At 33.0% G+C, this 23,156-nt stretch carries 25 protein-coding genes; 21 read left to right on the top strand and 4 right to left on the bottom strand.

The window, feature by feature from the left end; all coding sequences use genetic code 11:
* Positions 1-122: 122 nt before the first annotated feature.
* From RR643_RS07635 to RR643_RS07590, 10 genes are all read left to right on the top strand, one after another.
* Positions 123-395: a GNAT family N-acetyltransferase gene (locus RR643_RS07635; protein WP_332469429.1), complete on the top strand. Its 273-nt coding sequence runs from the start codon at positions 123-125 to the stop codon at positions 393-395.
* 43 nt (positions 396-438) lie between these two features.
* Positions 439-891 carry a tRNA (adenosine(37)-N6)-threonylcarbamoyltransferase complex ATPase subunit type 1 TsaE gene (gene tsaE / locus RR643_RS07630; RefSeq protein ID WP_332472468.1) on the top strand — a complete coding sequence of 151 codons (453 nt, stop codon included), beginning with the start codon at positions 439-441 and terminating at the stop codon, positions 889-891.
* On the top strand, positions 888-1,484 hold the full coding sequence (gene tsaB, locus RR643_RS07625) for a tRNA (adenosine(37)-N6)-threonylcarbamoyltransferase complex dimerization subunit type 1 TsaB (protein ID WP_332482828.1): 597 nt from the start codon (positions 888-890) through the stop codon (positions 1,482-1,484). The genes tsaE and tsaB overlap by 4 nt, the downstream gene beginning before the upstream one ends.
* Complete coding sequence (rimI, locus tag RR643_RS07620; protein ID WP_332482827.1) at positions 1,485-1,952, top strand: ribosomal protein S18-alanine N-acetyltransferase; 468 nt, start codon at positions 1,485-1,487, stop codon at positions 1,950-1,952.
* Positions 1,927-2,934: a tRNA (adenosine(37)-N6)-threonylcarbamoyltransferase complex transferase subunit TsaD gene (gene tsaD, locus RR643_RS07615; RefSeq protein WP_332469425.1), complete on the top strand. Its 1,008-nt coding sequence runs from the start codon at positions 1,927-1,929 to the stop codon at positions 2,932-2,934. Before rimI ends, tsaD begins: the two co-directional genes overlap by 26 nt.
* A gap of 58 nt (positions 2,935-2,992) precedes the next feature.
* The gene (locus tag RR643_RS07610; RefSeq protein ID WP_332469424.1) at positions 2,993-3,616 is read left to right on the top strand and encodes a redox-sensing transcriptional repressor Rex; all 624 of its coding nucleotides are present in this window, start codon (positions 2,993-2,995) and stop codon (positions 3,614-3,616) included.
* Positions 3,617-3,855: 239 nt separating this feature from the next.
* Positions 3,856-5,238, top strand: a complete 1,383-nt coding sequence (gene asnS, locus RR643_RS07605) for an asparagine--tRNA ligase (protein WP_332469423.1) — start codon at positions 3,856-3,858, stop codon at positions 5,236-5,238.
* 188 nt (positions 5,239-5,426) lie between these two features.
* Positions 5,427-6,239, top strand: coding sequence for a LicD family protein (locus RR643_RS07600; protein WP_332469422.1), 813 nt, complete (start codon positions 5,427-5,429; stop codon positions 6,237-6,239).
* Between the two features lie 9 nt (positions 6,240-6,248).
* On the top strand, positions 6,249-8,105 hold the full coding sequence (locus RR643_RS07595) for an ABC-F family ATP-binding cassette domain-containing protein (protein ID WP_332482826.1): 1,857 nt from the start codon (positions 6,249-6,251) through the stop codon (positions 8,103-8,105).
* Positions 8,106-8,178: 73 nt separating this feature from the next.
* Complete coding sequence (locus RR643_RS07590; protein ID WP_332482825.1) at positions 8,179-9,384, top strand: diphosphate--fructose-6-phosphate 1-phosphotransferase; 1,206 nt, start codon at positions 8,179-8,181, stop codon at positions 9,382-9,384.
* A 216-nt stretch (positions 9,385-9,600) separates the two neighbouring features.
* Here RR643_RS07590 and RR643_RS07585 read toward each other — a convergent pair whose 3' ends face one another.
* Positions 9,601-10,035: a GNAT family N-acetyltransferase gene (locus tag RR643_RS07585; protein WP_332482824.1), complete on the bottom strand. Its 435-nt coding sequence runs from the start codon at positions 10,033-10,035 to the stop codon at positions 9,601-9,603.
* 197 nt (positions 10,036-10,232) lie between these two features.
* Between RR643_RS07585 and RR643_RS07580 the strand changes: the two genes are divergently transcribed.
* From RR643_RS07580 to RR643_RS07565, 4 genes are all read left to right on the top strand, one after another.
* Complete coding sequence (locus tag RR643_RS07580; protein WP_332482823.1) at positions 10,233-10,997, top strand: helix-turn-helix domain-containing protein; 765 nt, start codon at positions 10,233-10,235, stop codon at positions 10,995-10,997.
* A 62-nt stretch (positions 10,998-11,059) separates the two neighbouring features.
* Entirely contained in the window at positions 11,060-11,431 is a 372-nt protein-coding gene (locus tag RR643_RS07575; protein WP_332469417.1) for a metal-dependent transcriptional regulator, read from the top strand.
* Between the two features lie 93 nt (positions 11,432-11,524).
* Entirely contained in the window at positions 11,525-12,208 is a 684-nt protein-coding gene (locus tag RR643_RS07570; protein ID WP_332482822.1) for a DNA alkylation repair protein, read from the top strand.
* Entirely contained in the window at positions 12,205-12,621 is a 417-nt protein-coding gene (locus RR643_RS07565; RefSeq protein ID WP_332482821.1) for a VOC family protein, read from the top strand. The genes RR643_RS07570 and RR643_RS07565 overlap by 4 nt, the downstream gene beginning before the upstream one ends.
* Positions 12,622-12,649: 28 nt before the next feature.
* On the opposite strand, the gene RR643_RS07560 is transcribed toward RR643_RS07565, so the two are convergent.
* Positions 12,650-13,282: an HAD-IA family hydrolase gene (locus RR643_RS07560; protein WP_332482820.1), complete on the bottom strand. Its 633-nt coding sequence runs from the start codon at positions 13,280-13,282 to the stop codon at positions 12,650-12,652.
* A gap of 145 nt (positions 13,283-13,427) precedes the next feature.
* Between RR643_RS07560 and RR643_RS07555 the strand changes: the two genes are divergently transcribed.
* The gene (locus RR643_RS07555; protein WP_332482819.1) at positions 13,428-13,970 is read left to right on the top strand and encodes a flavodoxin family protein; all 543 of its coding nucleotides are present in this window, start codon (positions 13,428-13,430) and stop codon (positions 13,968-13,970) included.
* Positions 13,967-14,461, top strand: a complete 495-nt coding sequence (locus RR643_RS07550; protein WP_332482818.1) for a cyclophilin-like fold protein — start codon at positions 13,967-13,969, stop codon at positions 14,459-14,461. The genes RR643_RS07555 and RR643_RS07550 overlap by 4 nt, the downstream gene beginning before the upstream one ends.
* Positions 14,462-14,548: 87 nt before the next feature.
* Here RR643_RS07550 and RR643_RS07545 read toward each other — a convergent pair whose 3' ends face one another.
* Both RR643_RS07545 and RR643_RS07540 read right to left on the bottom strand, forming a co-directional pair.
* Positions 14,549-16,315, bottom strand: coding sequence for an oleate hydratase (locus tag RR643_RS07545; protein ID WP_332482817.1), 1,767 nt, complete (start codon positions 16,313-16,315; stop codon positions 14,549-14,551).
* 109 nt (positions 16,316-16,424) lie between these two features.
* A complete protein-coding gene (locus RR643_RS07540; protein ID WP_332469410.1) occupies positions 16,425-16,967 on the bottom strand; it encodes a TetR-like C-terminal domain-containing protein in 543 nt (180 codons plus the stop codon).
* Between the two features lie 224 nt (positions 16,968-17,191).
* Here RR643_RS07540 and RR643_RS07535 point away from each other — a divergent pair, with 224 nt between their 5' ends.
* From RR643_RS07535 to RR643_RS07515, 5 genes are all read left to right on the top strand, one after another.
* A complete protein-coding gene (locus RR643_RS07535; protein WP_332482816.1) occupies positions 17,192-18,847 on the top strand; it encodes an ABC transporter substrate-binding protein in 1,656 nt (551 codons plus the stop codon).
* A 144-nt stretch (positions 18,848-18,991) separates the two neighbouring features.
* Positions 18,992-19,957: an ABC transporter permease gene (locus tag RR643_RS07530; protein WP_332469408.1), complete on the top strand. Its 966-nt coding sequence runs from the start codon at positions 18,992-18,994 to the stop codon at positions 19,955-19,957.
* Positions 19,954-21,132, top strand: a complete 1,179-nt coding sequence (locus RR643_RS07525; RefSeq protein ID WP_332469407.1) for an ABC transporter permease — start codon at positions 19,954-19,956, stop codon at positions 21,130-21,132. Before RR643_RS07530 ends, RR643_RS07525 begins: the two co-directional genes overlap by 4 nt.
* A 12-nt stretch (positions 21,133-21,144) precedes the next feature.
* The gene (locus RR643_RS07520) at positions 21,145-22,182 is read left to right on the top strand and encodes an ABC transporter ATP-binding protein (protein WP_332469406.1); all 1,038 of its coding nucleotides are present in this window, start codon (positions 21,145-21,147) and stop codon (positions 22,180-22,182) included.
* Positions 22,183-22,188: 6 nt separating this feature from the next.
* Entirely contained in the window at positions 22,189-23,136 is a 948-nt protein-coding gene (locus RR643_RS07515) for an ABC transporter ATP-binding protein (RefSeq protein ID WP_332482815.1), read from the top strand.
* The last annotated feature ends 20 nt before the right edge of the window (positions 23,137-23,156 follow it).

The raw sequence follows: 23,156 nt of genomic DNA, 5'->3' as shown, positions 1-23,156 counted from the left end.
TTCTTCGGATATCCTTCTTTGGATATCCTTTTTTATTTCCTTTTTTGATTAAATTGAAAGCGTTATAGTTGGAAAAAAACAACTTTTGTCTTATAGTTATTATACAAGTCGGAGGTGACGATATGCACTTTGAAATGTTCAATAACCACATTCAACTTCGTAGAGATGATAAGGTTTTAGCAGAGATTTCTTTTCCTGAAGTTAAGCCTGGAGTGGTGGACATTAATCACACTTTTGTAGATGAATCCTTACGCGGAAAGGGTGTTGCGGGTGAAATGATGTTGATGGTAGCGAATGAATTAACAAATTCAAATCGTAAGGCTATCTGTTCATGCAGTTTCGCAATTAAATGGTTTGGCAGCCATCCTGAATTTAAAGCACTACTTCTAGATTAGTGCTTTTCATTTTGTGCTATAATATTAAATACGAGGTTAGATTATGGAAATAAAAGTAATTACGAATTCAAAAGAAGAAACAAAAGAATTAGGTTTTCAATTAGGTCAACTTGCGAAACCGCAAATGGTATATACCCTAACAGGTGATTTGGGTGCAGGAAAGACAACATTAACGCAAGGGATTGCGAAAGGATTAGACATTGCAAGAACTGTAAGCAGTCCAACTTTTACTATATGCAAAATTTATCATGGTAGATTGGATTTGTATCATTTTGATGCATATCGATTAGAAGGTTTACATCAAGATTTAGGTTTTGAAGAAATGATTCAAGGTGATGGACTTACTGTTATTGAATGGCCAATGTACATCCAAGAAATTATTGGAGATGAATATTTGGAAATAGAAATTAAACTTTTAGATGAAGATCAAAGAGAGTTTACGTTGAAGTCAAATGGGGCAACGTATGAACAACTTTTAGGAGAGTTAAAAATATGATTACATTATGTATGGATACAAGTCATAAGCATTTAACATTAGCATTAATACAAGATGATAAGATTCTTAATAAAACAATGACTGAATGTTTTAAACAACAATCTGAAACAATCTTCCCAGCACTCATTGAGTTATGTGATGCGGTGAATATTAAGCCAGATAACATTGATCAAGTTGTGATTACATCAGGACCTGGTAGTTACACGGGGGTTCGAATCGCAATGACAATTGCAAAAGTATTATGTGCTACTAAAGATATTCCATGTTACACATTAAGTACACTTCAACTGTATAGTGGTAATCATGATCATTGTTGTGTATTGTTGGATGCAAGGGGAAATAGAGCTTATTTTGCAAGATTTGATCAAGGTAAAGAAATTGGAACATCAGCTGCATATACGATTGATGAAATTAAAGAATTAATTACAGATGAAGAAGTATTAGGCGATGGATCATTACTTGGAAAAGAAGATAACTATGTAGATCTTGCAGATACTTTCTTACTACTTAAACCATATTGGGAAAAAGTAGAAAATATTCATTGTCTTGTACCTGAATATTTAAAATCATCTGATGAGTACTTGGTGAAATAGATGATTCGTGCCATGATTCAGAGTGACTTAGAAAGAGTTACGCAATTAGAAAAAGAATTGTTTTCATTACCTTGGGGTTTTGAAGACTTTAAACATGAATTAGAAGACAACGAATTTGCCCACTATTATGTACTACTTGAAAATGAGTGTATTGTGGGATATTGTGGTTTTTGGACATTATATGAACAAGCGCAAATCACAACAATTGGTGTCACAAAAGAAGCGCAAGGTAAAGGGTATGCTTCACAATTAATGGAATTAATTGAAGAGATATCTTCTAAGTTGGGATGTGAAACCTGCTCACTCGAAGTTCGAGTAAGCAATATACCTGCCCAAAAATTATATGAAAAATATGGTTATATTACGATTAATATACGAAAATCTTATTATAGTGATAACCATGAAGATGCTTTTCTCATGATGAAAGCAATAGGAGGTTTTGATGAGTCAAATTATACTAGCAATTGAAAGCAGTTGTGATGAAACTGCTTGTTCAATCATAAAAGATGGAAAAGAAATTCTATCCAATGTTGTATCATCTCAAATAAATGTGCATAAGAAATATGGTGGGGTGGTTCCAGAAGTGGCATCACGAATTCATGTTGAAAATATTTCCGTGGTCATAGATGAAGCATTAAAAACAGCAAATGTTTCAATGGAAGATGTTGATGCAATAGCATTTACACAAGGGCCAGGATTAATAGGATCTTTACATGTGGGTGTTCAAGCTGCAAAAACCTTAGCATGGGCTTTTAATAAACCATTAGTGCCTTTACATCATATTATCGGGCATATTTATGCAAATGGGTTTGTCGATGAGTTGATGTTTCCATTACTTGCATTAGTTGTATCAGGTGGTCATACTGAGCTTGTCTATATGAAAGATGAATGGAGTTTTGATATTTTAGGTACTACGCAAGATGATGCAATTGGAGAAGCATATGATAAAGTAGCGAGAGTTCTTGGGTTACCATATCCAGGAGGACCCGCAATTGACAAACTTGCAAAAGAAGGAAAAGCTCATTATACTCTTCCTACACCTAAAACTGAAAAAGAATTAGATTTCTCATTCTCAGGATTGAAATCAGCTGTGCTTCAATTAATTCAAAGAGAAGAGAAAAAAGGTGAAACAATTGTACCAGCGGATTTAGCATATTGTTTCCAAGAGACAGCACTCGATACATTAGTAAATAAAACAGTAAAAGCAGTTGAAAAATATCAACCTAAACAAGTAGTACTTGCAGGAGGCGTCGCAGCTAATTCACGACTACGTGAAAAAATGACTGAGCGTATTGGAAGTATGGCAAATGTTCATTTAACAATACCACCACTTTGGTGTTGTACTGATAATGCAGCAATGATGGGTGCTGCAGGTTCTGTAGCTTATCGTCATCAACTATTTGGTGAACTAAACTGCAGTGCAAATCCTTGTAAAGAAATCGATTGTTAAAAAAATAAATCTTTCACAAAGTAGGTTCTTATGTTATATTAAAGTTGGTGATGAAATCATGGAAAAAAATAGAAATGTACCAAAAGCAACACTTCAAAGATATCCAATTTACTTAAAAGCTTTGCGTAAGTTACAAGACGATGGTATTCAAAGAATCATGTCCAAAGACTTAGCTGCAAAAGTTGCGATTAAATCGACTACAATTCGTCGTGATTTTTCCTTTCTAGGAAATTTAGGTAAACAAGGTTTTGGATATGATGTAAGTAATTTAATCCAAATATTCAGTGATGAATTGGGGTTAGGTTTTGATGAAAAAATCATATTAGTTGGAGCTGGAAACTTAGGAAAAGCATTACTAAACTACAACCGTTGGAACAATGTTGTAGGTGAAATTGTATGTGCATTTGATATGAATCCAAATAGTGTTACAGGTGCATCGGTACCTGTATATGATATGAATGAATTAAAAGACAAGCTTCCTGAGGGATGCAGAATCGCAATTTTATGTATATCAAAGAATATTCAAGAAACCGTAGACCTCTTGATTTCTTATGGTATTACTGGTATAGTAGATTTTACTCATGAGCACTTCCAAGTTCCTGAGAATATTGTAGTTAAAACAGTTGATGTTGTTTCAAGTATTCAAGAATTAGTATTTGAAACAAATTCATTTAAAGATTAGGCGAAGATAAAAAAGCGCTCTAAGGGTACTTTCAAAGAGATTCTAGAATGGTGAGATCTAGAAAAAGTGAATTAGATGTCGTAACAGTTTTTGAGCCAGGTTGGAGAACCGAGTAGACAACCTCGTAGACGGCGTTAACGTAAAAAGGTATAACCAAGTTATACGAAATAGGATGGCACCACGTGTACATTACGTTCCTACATTTAGGGACGTTTTTTTTATTCTAAAGGAGAAGAAATATGTTAACATTCATGACAGTAAGAGAGCTTTACGAACTTGTTGTATCTGGGGATACAATGGAAATTGACCAAATTGAATATGTCCAATGTGAAGGATGGGTACGTACAAATCGTAATAACGGATCTATCGGGTTTATTGAATTGAATGATGGTACTTATTTTAAGAGTTGCCAACTTGTTTATGCAAGTACGTTAAAAGATTTTGATGCAATATCAAAATACTTAACAGGAACTGCAGTTCAAGTAACTGGTAAATTTGTTCTTACACCAGAAGCAAAACAACCATTTGAGATTCAAGTAACTGAGGTTGTTTTAGAAGGTGCGTGTGACAATGAATATCCGCTACAAAAGAAACGTCACTCTTTTGAATACTTACGTGAAATTGGACACTTACGCCCACGTACTAATACTTTTAGTGCTGTGTTTAGAGTAAGATCTGCGCTAGCGATGGCTATTCATGAATTCTTCCAAAACCAAGGATTTGTTTATGTTCATGCACCACTAATTACAGGAAATGATGCAGAAGGAGCTGGGGAAGTATTTACAGTAACGACACGTAAAGATGATAAATATGATGAAGATTTCTTTGGTAAACATGCAAGTTTAACTGTATCAGGGCAACTTCATGCAGAAGCATTTGCCTTAGCTTTCCGTGATGTTTATACATTCGGTCCAACATTTAGAGCGGAAAACTCAAATACGACGACTCATGCTAGTGAATTTTGGATGATTGAACCAGAAATGGCTTTCGCAGACTTATTAGACGATATGGATTTAATTGAAGATATGGTTAAATCATGTATTGAATATGTTCTTGAAAACTGTCCAGAAGAAATGAAATTCTTTAATGAATTCGTGGATAAAACATTATTAGAACGTTTAGAAAAAGTTCGTACTTCTACATTTATTCGTATGCCTTATACAGAAGCAATTGAGCATTTATTAAAAGCTGATGTTAAGTTTGAAAACAAGGTAGAATGGGGCATTGATTTAAATACTGAACATGAACGTTATATTACAGATCATGTGGTTAATGGACCTGTATTCTTAACAGATTATCCAAAAGATATCAAAGCATTCTATATGCGTGTTAACGATGACAACAAGACTGTAGCAGCTTGCGACTTATTAGTTCCATCAGTTGGTGAACTTGTTGGTGGATCACAACGTGAAGAAAGAATGGATGTACTTCTTGATAGAATGAAAGAAATGGGTGTACATGAAAAGGGTATGGAATGGTATTTAGACTTACGTCGTTATGGTGGATGTAAACATGCAGGATTTGGATTAGGATTTGAACGCTTAATCATGTATGTTACTGGTATGCAAAACATTCGTGACGTTATCCCATTCGCAAGAACACCAAGAAACTTAAACTTCTAATACAAAGCGATGCAATTGCATCGCTTTTATCGTATTTTCTAATGATAAAAGAAAGTTCTTGAAAACCAAAGAATGAAGAAAAAATACAATGAACAAAGACTCATAAAAGGATGAATCAAAAAAGTCAAAGGTGAAATCAACCTTTATTTTAGAGTGATTATGCATTACAATAGTAGGCGAGGTGCTTTATGGAAAAATATGTATTAAAAACTAAACCTGATGGGACTGAAATAACCGTTAAGGATGTACAAGATGTTTTATTAGTCATGTTAAAAGACATTGATGAACTATGTAAGCGCAATAATATTCCTTATTGGTTAAATGGGGGATCTGCATTAGGTGCAGTACGTCATGAAGGATTTATACCTTGGGATGATGATGCAGATATTGCGATGATGAAAGATGATTACATGCATTTCATTGAAGTTTTAAAAAAAGAATTACCTGAACAATACACTTTTCAATGTTTTGATACTGATAAACGATATAATGTTTTAATTCCAGGAATGAAAATTAGAAAGAAAGACACTTATTTAAAAGAAGTAAATACATTATTGCCAAATCGTTGTAGTGATAGTGATGGTTTGTTTGTTGATGTGTTTGTTTATGATTATTGTACAACCAATAAGTTTGTGGATTTACCATTTCGTTTATTGAATCAAATATTAATGCCATTTCTAATTGGCATCGACATGCTTCATATTAATCCTGTCTTCTTGAAGCGCTGGTTTATGTCGAATGCAAGACTTTATGGTAATTTAAATAAAGGGTCTAAGTATATTGGTTTTGACTTAACATGGACATTTAAAACGCCACTACATCCATTTATCTTCAAGAAGGACGACATATTTCCTGTGCAATATGTTAAATTTGAGGATACGATGTTACCAATTGCGAATCACCCACATGAATATTTATGTACAGCAATTGCACCAAGTTATAATACTTTACCTCCAGTCGATAAAAGAGCACCAAAACATATTGTAGATATTGAACTATAGGAGAATGATATGCTTTACCAAATAAATAAAGGATGTAAATACTTTGGAGCTCAAACAGTCTTCGAAGACATCCAGTTTGAAATAAAAAATACCGAAAAGATTGCGATAGTCGGAAGAAATGGTTGTGGTAAATCAACCCTAATGAAATGTATTACTCACGAACTTGAATTGGACAGGGGTACTGTTCATCAGATGAATGGTATTTCAATAGGTTATTTAGCACAAACAACTTTTAGTGATGAAAAAAGAACAGTTCAAGAAGAGATGAACATTGTGTTTCAACCCATCTTTGATTGTAAAGCTGAATTAGATGAAATTACCGAAAAAATGACAACAGATCATTCGGAAAAAATACTAGAAAAATTTGCTCAAGTACAAGAAAAATTCGAGCATATGAATGGTTATAATTACCAGTCTGAATTGCTTCAAGTTTTTACAAAGTTTGGGTTTGCACCTGATGAGCTTAACCGATTAATTGAAACTTTCTCAGGAGGGCAAAGAACAAGACTTGCATTTGTTAAGTTGTTGTTGAGTAAGCCTGATATTTTGTTACTGGATGAGCCCACTAACCACTTAGACTTAGAGACAATTGAATGGCTTGAAGGATATTTAAAACGATACGAAAAAGCAGTCGTTCTTGTTTCTCATGATAGAACTTTCTTGGACCAATTAGCTGAAGTTGTTTATGAAATTGAATATGGAGAAATGAGTAAATATATTGGAAACTACTCATCCTATGTTGAACAAAAGAAAATTGAATATGAAAAACAAGGACAAGCTTATATTCGTCAACAAAAAGAAATTGAAAGATTAGAAACATTAATAGAAAAATTTAGATATAAGAAGAATAAAGCAGCATTTGCTCAATCAAAAATTAAATTTTTAGATCGGATGGATCGAATCGAAAAGCCACAAGAAGGAAATACAAGAACATTTCACGCGCATTTTACGCCACATGCAAAAGGTGGTAAACGAGTTCTTGAAGTTGAAGATTTAGTAATTGGATACGATCAACCATTAAGCAAGATTAGTTTAGAAGTGTTATCTGGGCAACGTATTGCAATATTAGGTGCAAATGGTACAGGTAAGTCAACTTTCTTAAAAACAGTAATGGGAATCATTCCTGCATTATCAGGTAATTATTTATTAGGACATCAAATCGATGTTGGTTATTTTGATCAACAATTGGCACAATTTAATACAAATAAAACAGTATTAGAAGAACTTTGGGATGATTATCCAGATTTAGACCGAACAACAGTACGTTCAGTATTAGGACAATTCTTATTCAGTTCGGATGAAGTATTTAAAACAGTAGATGTTTTAAGTGGTGGTGAAAAAGTTAGATTATCTTTTGCAAAACTCTTACTTAAGCATTCAAACTTCTTGGTTTTGGATGAACCGACAAATCATTTAGATATACAAGGAAAAGAAGCATTAGAAGAATCACTTAATGGATTTGAAGGGACAATTCTCTTTGTGTCTCATGATCGATATTTTATCAAGAAGATTGCGACTTCAGTATTATTACTCGATGATAAAGGTGCACATTTCTATCCCTATGGATATGAAGAATACTTGGATCATGGAAATAAACAAGAAGAAGTGAAGCAAACTCCAAAAATTCATGTGGAAGAAGAAAAACCGAAGATTAAGCCGATTAATGCGAAACGAGAGATTGCGAAGTTAGAGGTTTTAATTAGTGAAAAAGAAGCAATTTTAGAATCGAAAAGAGAACTTAGATTTGATCCAGAATACTATCATGATTATGAGAAAATGAATGTATTAGATGATGAAATTGATCAAATTCATAATGAGATAAATCATTTGATGCAAAAATGGGAAGAGTTAAGTGAGTTTTCGTGAAAGGTTTAACAAATCTTGATAAAAGGGTTAATCTATAGTGTATAATGATTTTGGGATTTAGGAGGAAATTAAGATGTCAAATTGTTTAGTAGCACAATCAGGAGGACCTTCATCAGTTATTAATGCAACAGTAGCTGGTATTGTAAAAGCAAATCAATTAAACCCATTTTATGATACTGTTTATGGTGGACTTAATGGTATCGAAGGAATTTTGAGTGAAAGACTTGTGGATTTAACGCACATGAGTGAAAACGAGAATCGTATTCTTTGTCAAACTCCATCTAGTGCTTTAGGTTCATGCCGTTATAAATTAAAAAGAGAAACTGTACAAGATTTCGAAAAGTTATTTCAAGTTATGGAAAAATATGACATTGAAACATTATTCTACATAGGTGGAAATGATTCAATGGATACGGTTGCTGCATTAAGTGAATATGCGGCAGCAAAAGAGATTATAAATCGTCGTTTTGTAGGATGTCCTAAAACTGTAGATAATGACTTAATGGTTACTGACCATTGTCCAGGATTTGCATCTGCAGCTAAGTTTATTGCGACTACAGCTATGCAAACTTGGTTAGATGTTAATGTTTATACTCGTCAAGAAGTATTTGTTCTTGAAACAATGGGTCGAGATGCTGGATGGCTTGCTGCAGCAAGTTGCCTAAGTGGAATTGTTGACTTGGTAGTTCTTCCAGAACAAGCGTTTAACAAAGAAGTATTCTTAGCTGAAGTTAAGAAGTGTATTCTTGAAAAGAATAAATGTTATGTAGTTGTTTCTGAAGGTGTTCGTTACCCTGATGGAACTTATCTTGCAGCGGGTGAAGCAAAGAATGATGGTTTTGGCCATGCAATCTTAGGTGGAGCTGGTAATGCACTTAAAAATTTAATTCTTGAATCAGGGGTAGCTTCTCGTTGTAAAGTTCAAGATTTATCAACTGCACAAAGATGTCATGCTTCTGAACAATCATTAGTGGATGTTGAAGAGAGTTTCAAACTTGGTATGAGTGCACACATGAGATCAGTGGATAAAGCATTCACTGGTAAAATGGTTGGAGTTAAACGTAAAGATATAACTGAATATGATGTTGAATTCTTTGCGACTGATGCTTCCAATGTAGCTAATCATGTCAAGAATTTCCCAACGGAATGGATTCTTCCAAACTACCGCGGTCTTGCTCCTGAGGCATACGATTACATGCGTCCACTTATTCAAGGTGAACCAGTAATTATCATGGAAAATGGAATTCCAGCTTACGTTAAACCTTATTATATGCGTTAATCAAAGAGCCGAAAGGCTCTTTTCTATTACAGCAAGAAAGAAACTACAATGAGATGTAAATAAAAAGTTGCTCGTTCATTGCGTTAAATGTGAAAAGCTTCTTTCTAATCAGTTTTCTAAGAAGATTCAATGAAAGCAATTGAAAAAATGAGAATGATTTTAAGAAAAAATTAGCATAATTAATTCAATATAAATGAAAAGCAATCCGAAGATTGCTTAGTATTTGAGAATCATAATTTGCTCATGACCACAAATTTGACCTGTACATTCAAAACCATAATCTTGATAAAATTTTACAGCAATGTGATTTTCAGGTTCTACTCCTAAATAGATACAATGTTTCGATGTATCTTTCTTAATTTTATTGATGATATGCTCTAAAGCTTGTCGACCATAGCCATGTCCTTGAAATTGTTTATCAATCATTAAACGTGCAATCCAATATTCATGATCATCACGATCAATACCTGTCATAGTGAATCCAACAAGTTGATTATCGATATAAATTGCTTCAGGACTATACTCGGGTTGAACATAGGATTGTGCTATTGATATAGCATTTGATGCAACAAAATCCTTTTGGTTACCATAAACATCGAGTTCAATAACATTCCAAAAATTATCAAAACATATTTCTTTTAATTCAATCATATTTTCCTCCATTTGATTGTGAGGATTATTTAACACAGATCCTCCCTGCGTTTAATGTATACAATTTCACAAAACATCACTCCTTTCGATAAGCATAGTATATTGTATTGTCTATAAATGAGCAAGTTATCCTTATTCTACTGATAGTCGATTGAAAAATAAAATAAATTGATTATGCTTAGAGAGGGAGGAAGCAGATGGAAACAATAAATAATGAGAAATTTGGAAAATTTTTAACAGAGTTGAGAAAAGAAAGAAATATCACTCAAAAAGAACTTGCAGAAAAGATTGGTGTATCAGATAAGGCTGTAAGTAAATGGGAAAGAGGTTTATCATTTCCCGATATCACTTTATTAGGTCCAATATCATCAGTTCTAGAAATATCACTAACGGAACTATACCAAGGCGAAAGAATAGAAAAAGATGCAAAACTAGAAATTGAAAAAGTGGATACTATTTTAAATAATTCACTACAAATCGTTGCGGAAGATACACTAAAGCAACAAAATCGTCAGCACAAAAGGAATTTACTTTTCTTAGTTTCAATTCTAGTTGCAATATTTGAATTTTATTATCTCTATATGCATCAATTTATTCCAACAGATTTGGTAAATGATTTAAGAACAATAGTTCTATTATCATTTATCTTCTTAAGCTATTTTACGTTCTTTGTAAAAGCTAAACTACCGGTATACTATGATCAATACAAATTAAATTTCTACGCAAGAGGTGGGATTAAAATGCATTTGACAGGGTTAGTTTTAAATAATAACAATTGGCAATATATCATTAGTGCTATATGCATAGGATGTGCATTTTTGCTTATCGTATCTCCGATTCTTGTTTATCTATATAGTGCATACCAGCTTTTTTCATTCTCAGTGTTAAAGTCACTACTATATACCCTTACCTTTGGTAGTATTTTATTACCGGTTTATGGTGCAGCATATAGATATAAGTAGGTGGTTTGAATAAGAATTTCTCTTATGTTATACTCAAAGAAGTTAGAACATTGGAGGTCCATATGAAAATACAAGAATCTGCAGAGAACTATTTGGAAACGATTTTGATATTGCATAAAAAGAAAACACATGTTCGTTCAATTGATATTGCAAATGAAATGGGCTTTTCTAAGCCATCTGTAAGTGAACAAATGAAAAAATTTAGAGAAAATGGTTATATCAATGTTGATGGGAATGGATATATAACATTAACAGATAAAGGAATTGATGTAGCTGAGAAGGTATATGAACGTCATGAAATGATTGCACAAGTTTTGATGGGATTAGGCGTTGATGAAGAGACTGCATATCAAGATTCATGTCGCATTGAACATGTACTAAGTGATACAACGTTTAGTTGTATTAAACAATACTATTTATTAAATAAAAAATAGAAGAGAAATCTTCTTTTTTTCTTAAATCATATTTGTTGTAGGTCTGAAATCGACATGCTATAAATAAACTAGAAGATGAATGAAGGTGACTGGATGAAAACAAAGGAAGAAATATTAAATTACTTACAAATGCAGTCTAATCCAACGAGAATTAAGGTTAATGAAAGAAATGGGAATTCATTACCTCAGTATGGGGTACCCATGACAGTTTTAAGAAAGCTTGCGATTGAAATAGGTAAAGATCATCAACTCGCTATTTCGTTGTGGAATGAGAATAACTTAGATGCAAAGATGTTAGCTGTGATGATTATGGATTCAAATGAGATGAATCAAAAAGAAATCGAAAAGATTGCGAATGAAATTAATTTCTGTTATCTCATGGATGAATATGTTGATTATGTTGTATTCCAGCGTGAAGATTATGATATTTATAAGAATGAATGGATTCAAAGTACACAAGATATTTTAGGTCGCGGAGGATGGTATTTAGTTGTTAAGTCATTGCTTAAGATAAATGTAGATGATCAAACAATCGAAAACTATTTAACGATAATTAGTAAAGAACTACAAAATGCAACACCAAAGAAACAAGAAACAATGAATAGAGCACTATGTGAAATAGGAATAAACTATCCTAAATATACTGATGAGTGTTTAAATATTGGTGAGAAATTAGGAGTTTATAAAGAGATGAAAGTAGCTAAAGGTTGTACCTCACCTTATGCAATTAATTGGATACAAGTAGGTTTAAAAAAGAAAGAGAAGATAAAAAAATGAGTGTAGATGTATATTTTAATTTTGATGGAAATTGTCTTGAAGCAGTGAACTATTATGCAACTATTTTTGATGTAGATGCAACAATCACGAAATTTAAAGAAATGCCAAGTAATCCAGGGTTTCCAATGTCAGATGAAGTTAAGGAAAGAGTAATTCATGCAAATATCACGGTAGAAGGAAGCCAATTAAGATTCTCTGATACCATGCCAGGAATGGAATATATAGTAGGAAATAACTTAAGCATTCTCATTAATTCAAAAGATGAAAAAAAACTAACGAATTGGTTTAATAAGTTAGCTCAAGATGGATTTATAATCATGCCATTAGGTGAAACATTCTTTAGTGGATTATATGGTTTTGTAACAGATAAGTTTGGTGTTGGATGGCAATTCAATTTAGAAAAAGAGCATTAGCTCTTTTTTCTTATAGAACGGATATAAACTATTGTTTTATCAGGTCACTAGTTAATAAGTCATTCAACGTCGAGATTGTCAAAGTAGCATAATCTATTGCAGGCTTATTTTCATTGTTGAAATAACAGGTTTTTATTTTTGCTTGTACACCAGCTTGGATATCTAGTTCACGATCTCCAATCATGATGGTGTCTTCCTTATCTAAATTATATTTACTTACTAAATAGGTTATACCCTCTGGATTTGGTTTTCTTTCAAATCCATTTTCTTTTGTAATACATTCAGTAAATAAATATCCCATGTTATGTCTTTCTAGTAATTCAATTGTTGAGTTACCACGATGTGTAAAAATAAAATTTCTACCACCTTCATCTACAATTCTTTGACATGTTTCTATTGCATCTACATAAGGAATACACATATCTATCTCAATCTGTTTTCTTATTTCATTAAAGCGATTAACAAATTCAGTAGAGCATTCATATTTCTTGTGAATATATTCAATCACTGTGGATACAGATACTTTCATTAGTCTTTCAATTGTTTGAGGATTCTCTTCAATATTTTCTTCTTTTAAAGCAAGCATGAATGATTCAATCATTGCAGGATAACTATCGAATAAAGTTCCATCAAAATCCCAAATAAAATTTTTATATTTCATTTTTTTACCTCGTTATATTGTCTATATTTTACTTGTTATAAGTGGGATTGTACATATGCTTTTTATGTATGCTTGACCATGTGTAATAAGTATTGGAATGATTTTTGAAGGTCAACTATACTAAAGATGTAAAAGGAGAACGTATATGACTAAGAAAGTATGTATTATTTCAACAACATTAAGAAAGAATGGTAATTCTGAGTTACTAGCAAATGAATTTTACAAAGGTGCAAAAGATGCAGGACATGATGTAAAGATGATTAGTTTAATTGATAAAACGATTCATTTTTGCAAAGGCTGTTTAACATGTCAAAATAATGGTTTCTGCGCTATCAAAGATGATGTGAATGCAATAGAAGATGCTGTGTTAAATAGTGATGTTGTTGTGTTCGCAACACCAATTTATTACTATGAAATGAGTGGTCAAATGAAAACATTATTAGATCGTATGAATGCAATGTTTCCAAAGGAATATAAGTTTAGGGATATTTATTTCCTAGCGTCTGCAGCTGAGGAAGAGGATACCGCAATGGATTATGCAATTCAAGGTTTAAAAGGTTGGGTGGAATGTTATGAAAAATCATCTCTTAAAGGAGTAGTAAAAGCAATCGGTGTTACAGATATTGGAGATATTAAACAACACCAACATTATCTAGAGGAATCATATGCTCTAGGAAAAGGAATATGATTCGCAACTCTTTTAAAATCATATTCATTCTTGTTTGTTGTTTCCTGTTAGTAAGTTGTATAAATAATAATACTGTAAATACGGATACAGAAAAGATGAACAATGATCTTAAAGATGATAACAAGGTAATAGAGATGAAAATCAGTGCGACAATCAATGGGAACATATATGAAATTTCTTTGGAAGATAATGATACTTCAAAAAAGTTTGTTGAGTTACTTCCGTTAACAATTCAAATGGATGATTTAAATCAAAATGAAAAGTACTTCTATTTAGATGCGGCACTTCCTATTCAAGTATATCGTCCGGGAAATATTGAAACAGGTGATTTTATGTTATATGGGAATAATTGTTTAGTTTTATTTTATGAATCATTTCAAAATAGTTATTCCTATACAAAATTAGGGACGATGAATAACGTTGAGAATTTAAAACAAGATTTATCATCCAATAGAATTGAGATTACATTTAAAAATGACCTTTCACAATAGTGTGTAAGATCATTTTTATTTTATATGATTTAATGAACATCAACGAAGTAAGAAAAGATTAATTATTTAATATTCACTTGTTTGTCATTATAAAAGTTTATAACGTTCAAGTAATTCTTCAATGATTGTTCCTTGTATTTTCTTGAAAGCTTTTTTCTCTACTAATCTCAAAATAGGAGGCATTTTTAAACTTGTAATTTTTTCGCCATCCATCATTTTAGATGTTGCATCTAATAGATAACGTACATCATAACAAGATGCAAATACTTCAGGAACACCTCTATCTATATTAAGCAATGTATATACAGCTTCCATTGCAGTTCTTACAGAGTATTCTGTCGTGAATACGCAATCTCGTGTTGTTTCGGCAAATTGACCAATGAATGCAAAATTGATTGCACCCTCTGGAACTACATATGGTCTATCACCTTTAGTACGGGGCATGAAGAATGCGGTAATATAAGGCATCATACAAGGTATACATGTTGTATTCTTTGCATATTCACTAATACGGTCTGTAGGTACACCTAAATGGTATAGCCACTCCATTGTAATTTCTCTACCAGTACATTCCTTCATTGGCTTCTTCATGTAATCACCTGGAACATTCGTGTATAAACCATAGAACCATATTACAATTTTATTATCGGGTTGCGATTTAAAATGAGGTTGACGATTGATAGTCCAACTACACAACCAACTTGAATCCTTGACAGTAACTATACCACCAGTTACAACTTTACCACTATGAGGATCACGTTTACATATCTTTTCTATATAAGGCGTAATTGTGTTGTCATTAAGTGTGATTGTTGCGGATTCCCAATTTGTTTTTTCAATATCAGTACAATATTTTTCTGGATGTCCAAATGAAGGGTCTTGTTGCGCAATCTTTTTCCATAATTCCCAACATCCACCAGGCTGAGTATTTAATACAGGGGCATGTTCATCATTTCCAAGGGAAGAGTTTTCTGTGCAACTACCATTAGTAATAAAGATAAGATCTGTATCTAATAAATCAATTTGGCTTAATTGGTTATTTTGTTCAATGATAATTTGTTTTGCGCGTTTACTATTTTGTTTAGTTTCAAATTGTACATCGATTACTTTTGTGTTGTATATAAAGTTAACATGGTGAGCTTCTAGATATTTCATCATGGGTAAGATTAAGGATTCATATTGGTTATACTTTGTAAATTTAAGTGCAGAGAAATCAGGTAATCCCCCAATATGATGAATAAAACGTTGAATGTATAGTTTCATTTCTAATGCACTATGCCATTTTTCAAATGCAAACATTGTTTGCCAATACAACCAAAAATTGGATTTATAAAATTCTTCATCAAAAACATCATCAATTGTTTTATCATATAAGTCTTCATCTTTAGTCATGAATAATTTTGTGATTTCCATTGAACCTTTTTGTGACAAATTGAATTTGTTGTTTGTTTTTGCATCTTCACCTTGTTTGAGGGTAGCTCGACATAAGGAATAATTTGGATCTTTCTTATTAAGCCAATAAAACTCATCAAGTACTGATGCATCAGGTGTATCAAGAGAAGGGATGGAACGAAATAAATCCCATAGACATTCAAAATGATCTTCCATTTCTCTACCACCACGTATAATGAATCCTTTGTTGGGGTCATTTATCCCATCACAAGCTCCACCAGCGATGTTTAATTCCTCAAAGATATGAATGTTCTCGCCTTTCATTTGACCATCACGAACTAAGAAACAAGCACCTGCAAGAGATGCAAGGCCACTACCTACAAAGTAAGCAGATTTTAAATCTACATCTTTTGGTTTTTGTGGTTTTGCGAATGCTTCATAATTTCCATTTGAATAATACATAAATAATTCCTCCTTGTTTATGAAACCATCATAGTTCGTTAAGGAAGGATAAAAAATATACAAAAAAAGAACGATGTCTAATATTTAGACAAAGTTCCTCATTTGTATATCAAACCATGTATTTTAGAATATCACCGGACATAATTCTTTGTATCCGTTTAGTAATAAGGTGGTAATCGGTTTGCATACCATTCTTAATCCATTCAAGGATTGTTCCAACTATGGCGTAGGCAATGAAGCGTTCAATAAATCGTTTATCCTCGATAGATAAAATTTTATCTTGGTCTAATTCACTTATAACTATATCTAAATAATGATTTTGTATGTCATAGAGATAACGTTCAATAACTTCTCTACTAACAGAGTGGTATACATTAATGAAGAAGTTTTTGTTTTCGAGCATATAAGCGAATACATTTTCTAGACATTTGGACCAATTCGCATAATTGACTTCAGATTGTATTGCGGCTTTGGTTTCACTGATAAAGATCCAATCAAGCAAGGCATAAATATCTTGAAAGTGATAATAAAAGGTTTGACGGTTAACTTCACAATCTTCCGCAATGTCAGTTACGGTGATATTATCAAGTGTTTTGTAATTCAACATTTTCTTTAAGGAAGAAGCTAAAGCTATTTTTGTAAGTTCTTTCATGTTGTCTTCCTCCATTGTTATATTTACCATTTTAGCACATTAGAATGTGTATATCATTTGATGTATATGTGAAATATTAAATGTAAAAATGAAAGAATTGTGAAAAATGTAAAAAGTTTCATAAATAATTTGTGAAAAATATTTCATCTTTTGTTGACTTTTGACTTGTAAATACATTAAAATATAGTAACAAATCTATGTATTGATTTGACGGAGGGAAAGAAATGAAAAAGTTAGTTTTAGCATTACTTACATTAGGTCTAGTGCTAAGTACTGCTGCTTGTTCAAGCAAACCAGCTGACAACGGCGGAACATCAAGTAACGAGACTTACACAATTCGTGTCCTTAACTACGAAAGCAAAACTGCTACAGTACTTATGGAATACGTTGTTCAACAATGGGAAGAATTATTTGGAGATTATCCAGTAGAATTCGTAATCGATACACTTCCTTTTGCTGAAAAATTACAAAAATGTACTGAAGGGGATTTCGAAATTTCATTCTCAGGATGGTCTCCTGACTATGCATGGCCTACTACATTCTTAGACATGTGGAAGATCGGCAGTGAATACAATGAAATTGGTTACGCAAGTGAAGAATACACAAATTTAGTAAATGGAGCTGATAAAGATCCTGCTACAGCATTTGCTGATTTACAAGCTGCAGAAAAAGTATTACTTGAAGATGGAGTATTAATTCCAGTTTACCAACGTGGTGGAACTATGGTTCAAAACCCAGATGTAAAAGGAATTATCAAACACTCAATCGGATTTGATTATAGTTACAAATGGGCTACAAAAGCTGACGGTACTACAATCAACTTACTTGAAACAGAAAAACTACCATCATTAGATGCAATGCTTGCAACTGATGCTGTATCATTCCTTAACTTAGGAAACCTAGCTGAAGGATTATTAATCCCAGGTGAAGCAGAAGGTTCTGCTATCGAAGGTGTTGCTAACGAATGGAATTTTGATGAAGCTACAATGACTTGGACTTTCAATTTACGTGATGATGCAAACTGGATCGATTCAAAAGGTCAAGTTGTACGTCCTGTTACTGCAAACGATTTCGTTTACGCTTGGGACCGTGTATTTGCAGAAGATTCTGTTGCACAATACAAATTCATGAAAGACATCGCAAAAATCACTGAATACAAAGCAGTTGATGACAAAACATTAACAGTTACAGTTTCAGAAAATGTTCCTTATTTTGAATCATTAATGACATTTGGAACTTTCTTACCAGTTCCAGCTGAATTCGCTGAAGAAAAGGGTGCTACTTATGGTACTACTCTTGATACATTCTTAAGTAATGGACCTTTCTACTTAAGCAAATGGGATCATTCAAGTGAAGTTATTTGGACTAAGAATGATAACTACTGGGATGCTGACGTTGTTAAGATTCCAGGTGTAACTTACCGTGTAATCGAACAATACGATCCAGCTACAGGTGTTGCATTATTCAATGACGGAGCTATCGACCGTGTTGGATTAAGTGGTGAATTCGTTGAACAATTTAAAGATGATCCACGTACTTTCTCATTCACAGAAGCATCTACATTCTACTTCATGATAAATGTTGGAAATGCAAATGGCGTTGTTGAAGAATATGACCAAGAAAATGGTGGAAACCCATTACTTGATAACTTAAATGTTCGTAAAGCATTAGCATTAGCATTTGATAAAGCATTTATTGCTTATGAATTAGATAAGAATGGAAGCATCCCTTCTGACTACTTCGTACCTGCTAACTTCTCAACTTTTGAGGGTGAACCATATGAAGCAGCTCGTGGTGAAGGATATATGCACTACAATACTGAAGAAGCTCTAAAATACTGGGAAGCTGGTATGGAAGAACTTGGTATTTCTAAGAAATAAGAATAACTATGTTTATTAAAGAGCGCTGCACGCGTGTAGCGCTCTTTTCTATGATTTTTTCTTGTTTACTAATCTCTATTATTGTAGAATATGATAATAGACATTAGTAAATTAAGAAATATATAAGATAGAGAGGGAAGTAAAATGTTCAAGTATGTACTAAAAAGAATTGGGCAAATGTTGATAACACTCTTTTTAATAATGACAATTTTGTTCTTATTATTAAAGATTACTCCAGGATCACCATTTAGTAACCCAAAAATTACTCCTACTTTACGTGCTCAATTAGAAGAGAAATACGGATTAGACAAACCAATATTAACGCAATATGGTATGTATCTTTCTAATGTGTTACAAGGAGATTTAGGGGAATCAATCGTAATGATTAAAAATTACCCAGTTAAAGATATGGTTGCAGAACCACTAGCAATCACAATTAAACTAGGAGTAATTTCATTATTTGTAGGATCAGCAATCGGAATTTTCTTAGGAGCTTTAGCGGCTTTAAATCGAAATCGGTTCTGGGATTATTTCAACACGATTATAGCCGTTGTCGGGGTATCAGTGCCGGCATTCGTTGTCGCGATGGTTTTATTGATCTTGCGTCAAGATTATTTCTCGTTTATACCGTTGGTATTCACGAAAGCTGACCCAATTAAAGGTGTAACTGCAATTGATGAACTTGTTTCGTTAACATTACCAGTTATTTCACTTTCGTTTGGTGTTATCGCAAGTATTTCAAGATATATGCGTACAGAACTAGTAGAAGTATATAACACAGATTATATTTTATTAGCTCGTGCTAAAGGATTAAATAAACGTCAAGTATTTACACGACATGCATTTAGAAATGCTTTAGTACCTATTATTACTATTATGGGACCTATGGTTGTTTCGTTAATGACAGGTAGTATTGTTGTTGAAAAATTCTTCGGAGTTCCAGGATTAAGTCAGCTTACAATTAAATCAATCAATGTTAAGGATACATTTGTAACACTAGCATCAGAATTACTGTATAGCTTAATGTTCGTTGTTACTATGCTAATAGTAGATTTATTATATGGAGTTATCGATCCAAGAATCCGCTTAAGTGGAGGTGACAAAAAATGAGTTGGCTAAATAAAAATAAAAATCAAGTTGTTGAAAACAATACAATTCAAGAAGTAGAAGTTAAAAAAGAAGATTTCGTCTTTGAAAAAGCAAATCTTGGAGATGCTGAAGGTTTAATGAAAAAACCATTAACATTCTGGAAAGATGCTTTCTTAAGATTGTTACAAAATAAATTCGCAGTTGGATCAATGATTGTTATTGTATTAATGGTATTAATGGCAATAGTTGCACCAATGACTTCACCTTATGATTTAAATAAGGCAGTAAGTAAGAATCAAACACAAGTTACGCAATTACCACCTAGAGTTCCTGTTCTTGAGAACATTGGGTTCATGGATGGTACTTTAATTAAGGAAACAACAGAAGCTCGTCTAGCGACTGATTATCAACCTGATGAATATAAGGTTATTGATAAGTATACTCGTGATGGTGTTGAATATGTTAAAATCAAAGAATTTACTTACAAGATTAAAGGTTTAGATAACCAATATTTCTATTTTGGTACTGACCAAATTGGTCGTGATATTTGGACACGTTTATGGTATGGAGCTCGTATTTCGTTATTAATCGGTTTCTATGCTGCGTTAATTGATGTTCTTATTGGTGTTATTTATGGAGGTATTGCTGGTTTCTACGGTGGTACACGACTCGATGACATTATGATGCGTATTACTGAAATTTTATATGGTATACCATCTATCGTTATTTTATTTATTCTATTCATGTTCCTTGAACCAGGAATTGTTCCTATAGCCATTGCGATTGCCCTTACCGGTTGGATAGGTGTTGCTCGTATGGTTCGTGCTCAATTCTTACGTTTAAGAGATCAAGAATTCGTACTAGCTGCAAGAACATTAGGTGCAAGTCCATTCAGATTAATTATGAAGCATTTGATTCCTAACGTAGTTGCACAAATCGTTGTTATGGCATCATTCTCAATTCCAAATGCAATCTTCTATGAAGCATTCCTAGCATTTATTGGTATTGGTATGAATGTTAAGACACCTTCATTAGGTACAATGATTGATAATGCTCTAGGTACAACTTATGGGGCAATGACTTATGTATACCAACTAATCATTCCATGTGTTGTTCTATCAATCTTAATGTTATCAATTAACTTACTCGCAAATGGATTACGTGATTCACTTGATCCACGTATGCGTGGAAATTAGGAGGGAATTAATATGGAAAAGCAAAGAGTACTCAATATTAAAAACCTTCGTGTTTCATTTAAAACTCATAACGGTTTAGTTAAAGCTGTTCGTGGTATTGATTTAGAATTATATGAAGGTGAAACCCTTGCGATTGTTGGTGAATCTGGTTGTGGTAAATCAGTTACTTCAAAAACAATCATGGGATTACTTGCTGATAATGCTGTTATCGAAAGTGGTGAAGTTGAATATAAAGGCACTAATTTATTAAAACTTCATGAAAACGAAATGGCTAAATTTAGAGGTAAAGACATTGCCATGGTATTCCAAGATCCAATGACTTCTCTTGACCCAGTTATGACAATTGGACGTCAAATTACAGAATCATTAATCCAAAACTTACACATGAGCAAAGAACAAGCTAAAGCTAGAGCAATTGAATTAATCACAATGGTAGGAATTGATAGCCCTGAAAAGCGTTATAAACAATATCCTCATCAATTCTCTGGTGGTATGAGACAACGTATTGTAATCGCAATTGCATTGTCATGTAATCCAAAAATCTTAATTTGTGATGAGCCTACAACAGCACTTGATGTTACTACTCAAGCACAAATTCTAGAATTAATTAAAGATCTTCAAACTAAATTAGGTGTATCTGTTATCTTCATTACCCATGACTTAGGGGTAGTTGCTAACATGAGTGACCGTGTTGCTGTTATGTATGCAGGAAAAGTTGTTGAAGCAGGACTTGTAGATGAAGTTTATTACAATCCTCAACATCCATATACTTGGGGCTTATTAGCTTCAATCCCTGCGTTCCAATCTAAGGAACACAAATTATATGCAATTCCAGGTGCTCCACCTCAAATGATTAACCCACCAAAGGGTGATGCATTTGCATTAAGAAGTGAATATTCCATGAAGGTTGACTTCATGTTTGAACCTCCTTACTTCAATGTAAGCAAAACACATTATGCTGCTACATGGTTATTACATCCATATGCGCCAAAAGTTGAAAAGCCAATTCAAATTCAACAACGCATTGATAGTATGCTGAAGAAAGGATAGTTTAAAATGGAAAAGAATGTATTATTAAAAGTCGATCACATTAAGCAATATTTTAAACTAGACAAGAAAAATGTAGTGAAAGCTGTTGATGATGTTTCATTCGAAATATATCAAGGTGAAACATTTGGTCTTGTTGGAGAATCAGGATCTGGTAAGACAACGATTGGTCGTTCAATTATAAGATTGTATAACATCACTGATGGTGACGTGTTGTTTGATGGTAAGAAGATAACTGGTAAGATTTCTAAAGAAGAGAAAGCTTTTGTAACACGTAATATGCAAATGATTTTCCAAGACCCTATGGCTTGTTTAAATCCTCGTATGAGTGTTAAAGATATTATCGCTGAAGGAATTGATATCCATAAAATTGCTAAAACAAAAGAAGAACGAGATGAACTTGTTTATACAATCCTTGAAAAAGTAGGATTGAACAGAGAACATGCTGGACGTTATCCTCATGAATTCTCTGGTGGACAACGTCAACGTATTGGAATTGCTCGTGCACTTATTACAAATCCAAAACTTGTAATTTGTGATGAACCTATCTCAGCACTAGACGTTTCAATTCAATCTCAAGTAGTTAACTTATTAAAAGAACTTCAAGGTGAATTGGGTTTAACTTATTTATTCATTGCTCATGACTTGTCAATGGTTCGTTATATTTCTGACCGTATTGCAGTTATGCACAAAGGTAAAATTGTTGAACTTGCACCAGCAGAAGAATTGTATGTAAATGCATTGCACCCATATACAAAATCTCTACTATCTGCAATTCCAAAACCTGACCCTAGAAGTGAAAAAGTAAGGGTACGTCATGATTATGAACCTGAATCTCATAATTATGAACAGGATAAGCCTTCAATGAAAGAAATCAAACCTGGTCATTACATTTATTGCAATGATCAAGAATTAGAAGAATACAAAAAAGAAGTAGCAAACCAACACGAGGTTTAGTCATTTGACTAAACCTTTTC

It is taken from the genome of Anaerorhabdus sp. (genome assembly GCF_036637135.1).
Taxonomy (GTDB): Bacteria; Bacillota_I; Bacilli_A; order Erysipelotrichales; family Erysipelotrichaceae; genus Anaerorhabdus.
The sequence above is the reverse complement of the archived record's forward strand: the minus strand, read 5'-3'. Positions and strand labels throughout refer to the sequence as shown.

Excerpts from the sequence above, each read along its gene's own strand:
- RR643_RS07635 (WP_332469429.1), top strand. The coding sequence starts at position 123 with ATGCACTTTGAAATGTTCAATAACCACATTCAACTTCGTAGAGATGAT.
- tsaD (WP_332469425.1), top strand. The coding sequence starts at position 1,927 with ATGAGTCAAATTATACTAGCAATTGAAAGCAGTTGTGATGAAACTGCT.
- RR643_RS07530 (WP_332469408.1), top strand. The coding sequence starts at position 18,992 with ATGTTCAAGTATGTACTAAAAAGAATTGGGCAAATGTTGATAACACTC.
- RR643_RS07575 (WP_332469417.1), top strand. The coding sequence starts at position 11,060 with ATGAAAATACAAGAATCTGCAGAGAACTATTTGGAAACGATTTTGATA.
- RR643_RS07550 (WP_332482818.1), top strand. The coding sequence starts at position 13,967 with ATGATTCGCAACTCTTTTAAAATCATATTCATTCTTGTTTGTTGTTTC.
- RR643_RS07590 (WP_332482825.1), top strand. The coding sequence starts at position 8,179 with ATGTCAAATTGTTTAGTAGCACAATCAGGAGGACCTTCATCAGTTATT.
- RR643_RS07520 (WP_332469406.1), top strand. The coding sequence starts at position 21,145 with ATGGAAAAGCAAAGAGTACTCAATATTAAAAACCTTCGTGTTTCATTT.
- rimI (WP_332482827.1), top strand. The coding sequence starts at position 1,485 with ATGATTCGTGCCATGATTCAGAGTGACTTAGAAAGAGTTACGCAATTA.
- RR643_RS07560 (WP_332482820.1), bottom strand. The coding sequence starts at position 13,282 with ATGAAATATAAAAATTTTATTTGGGATTTTGATGGAACTTTATTCGAT.
- RR643_RS07595 (WP_332482826.1), top strand. The coding sequence starts at position 6,249 with ATGCTTTACCAAATAAATAAAGGATGTAAATACTTTGGAGCTCAAACA.
- tsaB (WP_332482828.1), top strand. The coding sequence starts at position 888 with ATGATTACATTATGTATGGATACAAGTCATAAGCATTTAACATTAGCA.
- RR643_RS07555 (WP_332482819.1), top strand. The coding sequence starts at position 13,428 with ATGACTAAGAAAGTATGTATTATTTCAACAACATTAAGAAAGAATGGT.
- tsaE (WP_332472468.1), top strand. The coding sequence starts at position 439 with ATGGAAATAAAAGTAATTACGAATTCAAAAGAAGAAACAAAAGAATTA.
- asnS (WP_332469423.1), top strand. The coding sequence starts at position 3,856 with ATGTTAACATTCATGACAGTAAGAGAGCTTTACGAACTTGTTGTATCT.
- RR643_RS07580 (WP_332482823.1), top strand. The coding sequence starts at position 10,233 with ATGGAAACAATAAATAATGAGAAATTTGGAAAATTTTTAACAGAGTTG.
- RR643_RS07545 (WP_332482817.1), bottom strand. The coding sequence starts at position 16,315 with ATGTATTATTCAAATGGAAATTATGAAGCATTCGCAAAACCACAAAAA.
- RR643_RS07585 (WP_332482824.1), bottom strand. The coding sequence starts at position 10,035 with ATGATTGAATTAAAAGAAATATGTTTTGATAATTTTTGGAATGTTATT.
- RR643_RS07565 (WP_332482821.1), top strand. The coding sequence starts at position 12,205 with ATGAGTGTAGATGTATATTTTAATTTTGATGGAAATTGTCTTGAAGCA.
- RR643_RS07610 (WP_332469424.1), top strand. The coding sequence starts at position 2,993 with ATGGAAAAAAATAGAAATGTACCAAAAGCAACACTTCAAAGATATCCA.
- RR643_RS07540 (WP_332469410.1), bottom strand. The coding sequence starts at position 16,967 with ATGAAAGAACTTACAAAAATAGCTTTAGCTTCTTCCTTAAAGAAAATG.
- RR643_RS07535 (WP_332482816.1), top strand. The coding sequence starts at position 17,192 with ATGAAAAAGTTAGTTTTAGCATTACTTACATTAGGTCTAGTGCTAAGT.
- RR643_RS07600 (WP_332469422.1), top strand. The coding sequence starts at position 5,427 with ATGGAAAAATATGTATTAAAAACTAAACCTGATGGGACTGAAATAACC.
- RR643_RS07525 (WP_332469407.1), top strand. The coding sequence starts at position 19,954 with ATGAGTTGGCTAAATAAAAATAAAAATCAAGTTGTTGAAAACAATACA.
- RR643_RS07515 (WP_332482815.1), top strand. The coding sequence starts at position 22,189 with ATGGAAAAGAATGTATTATTAAAAGTCGATCACATTAAGCAATATTTT.
- RR643_RS07570 (WP_332482822.1), top strand. The coding sequence starts at position 11,525 with ATGAAAACAAAGGAAGAAATATTAAATTACTTACAAATGCAGTCTAAT.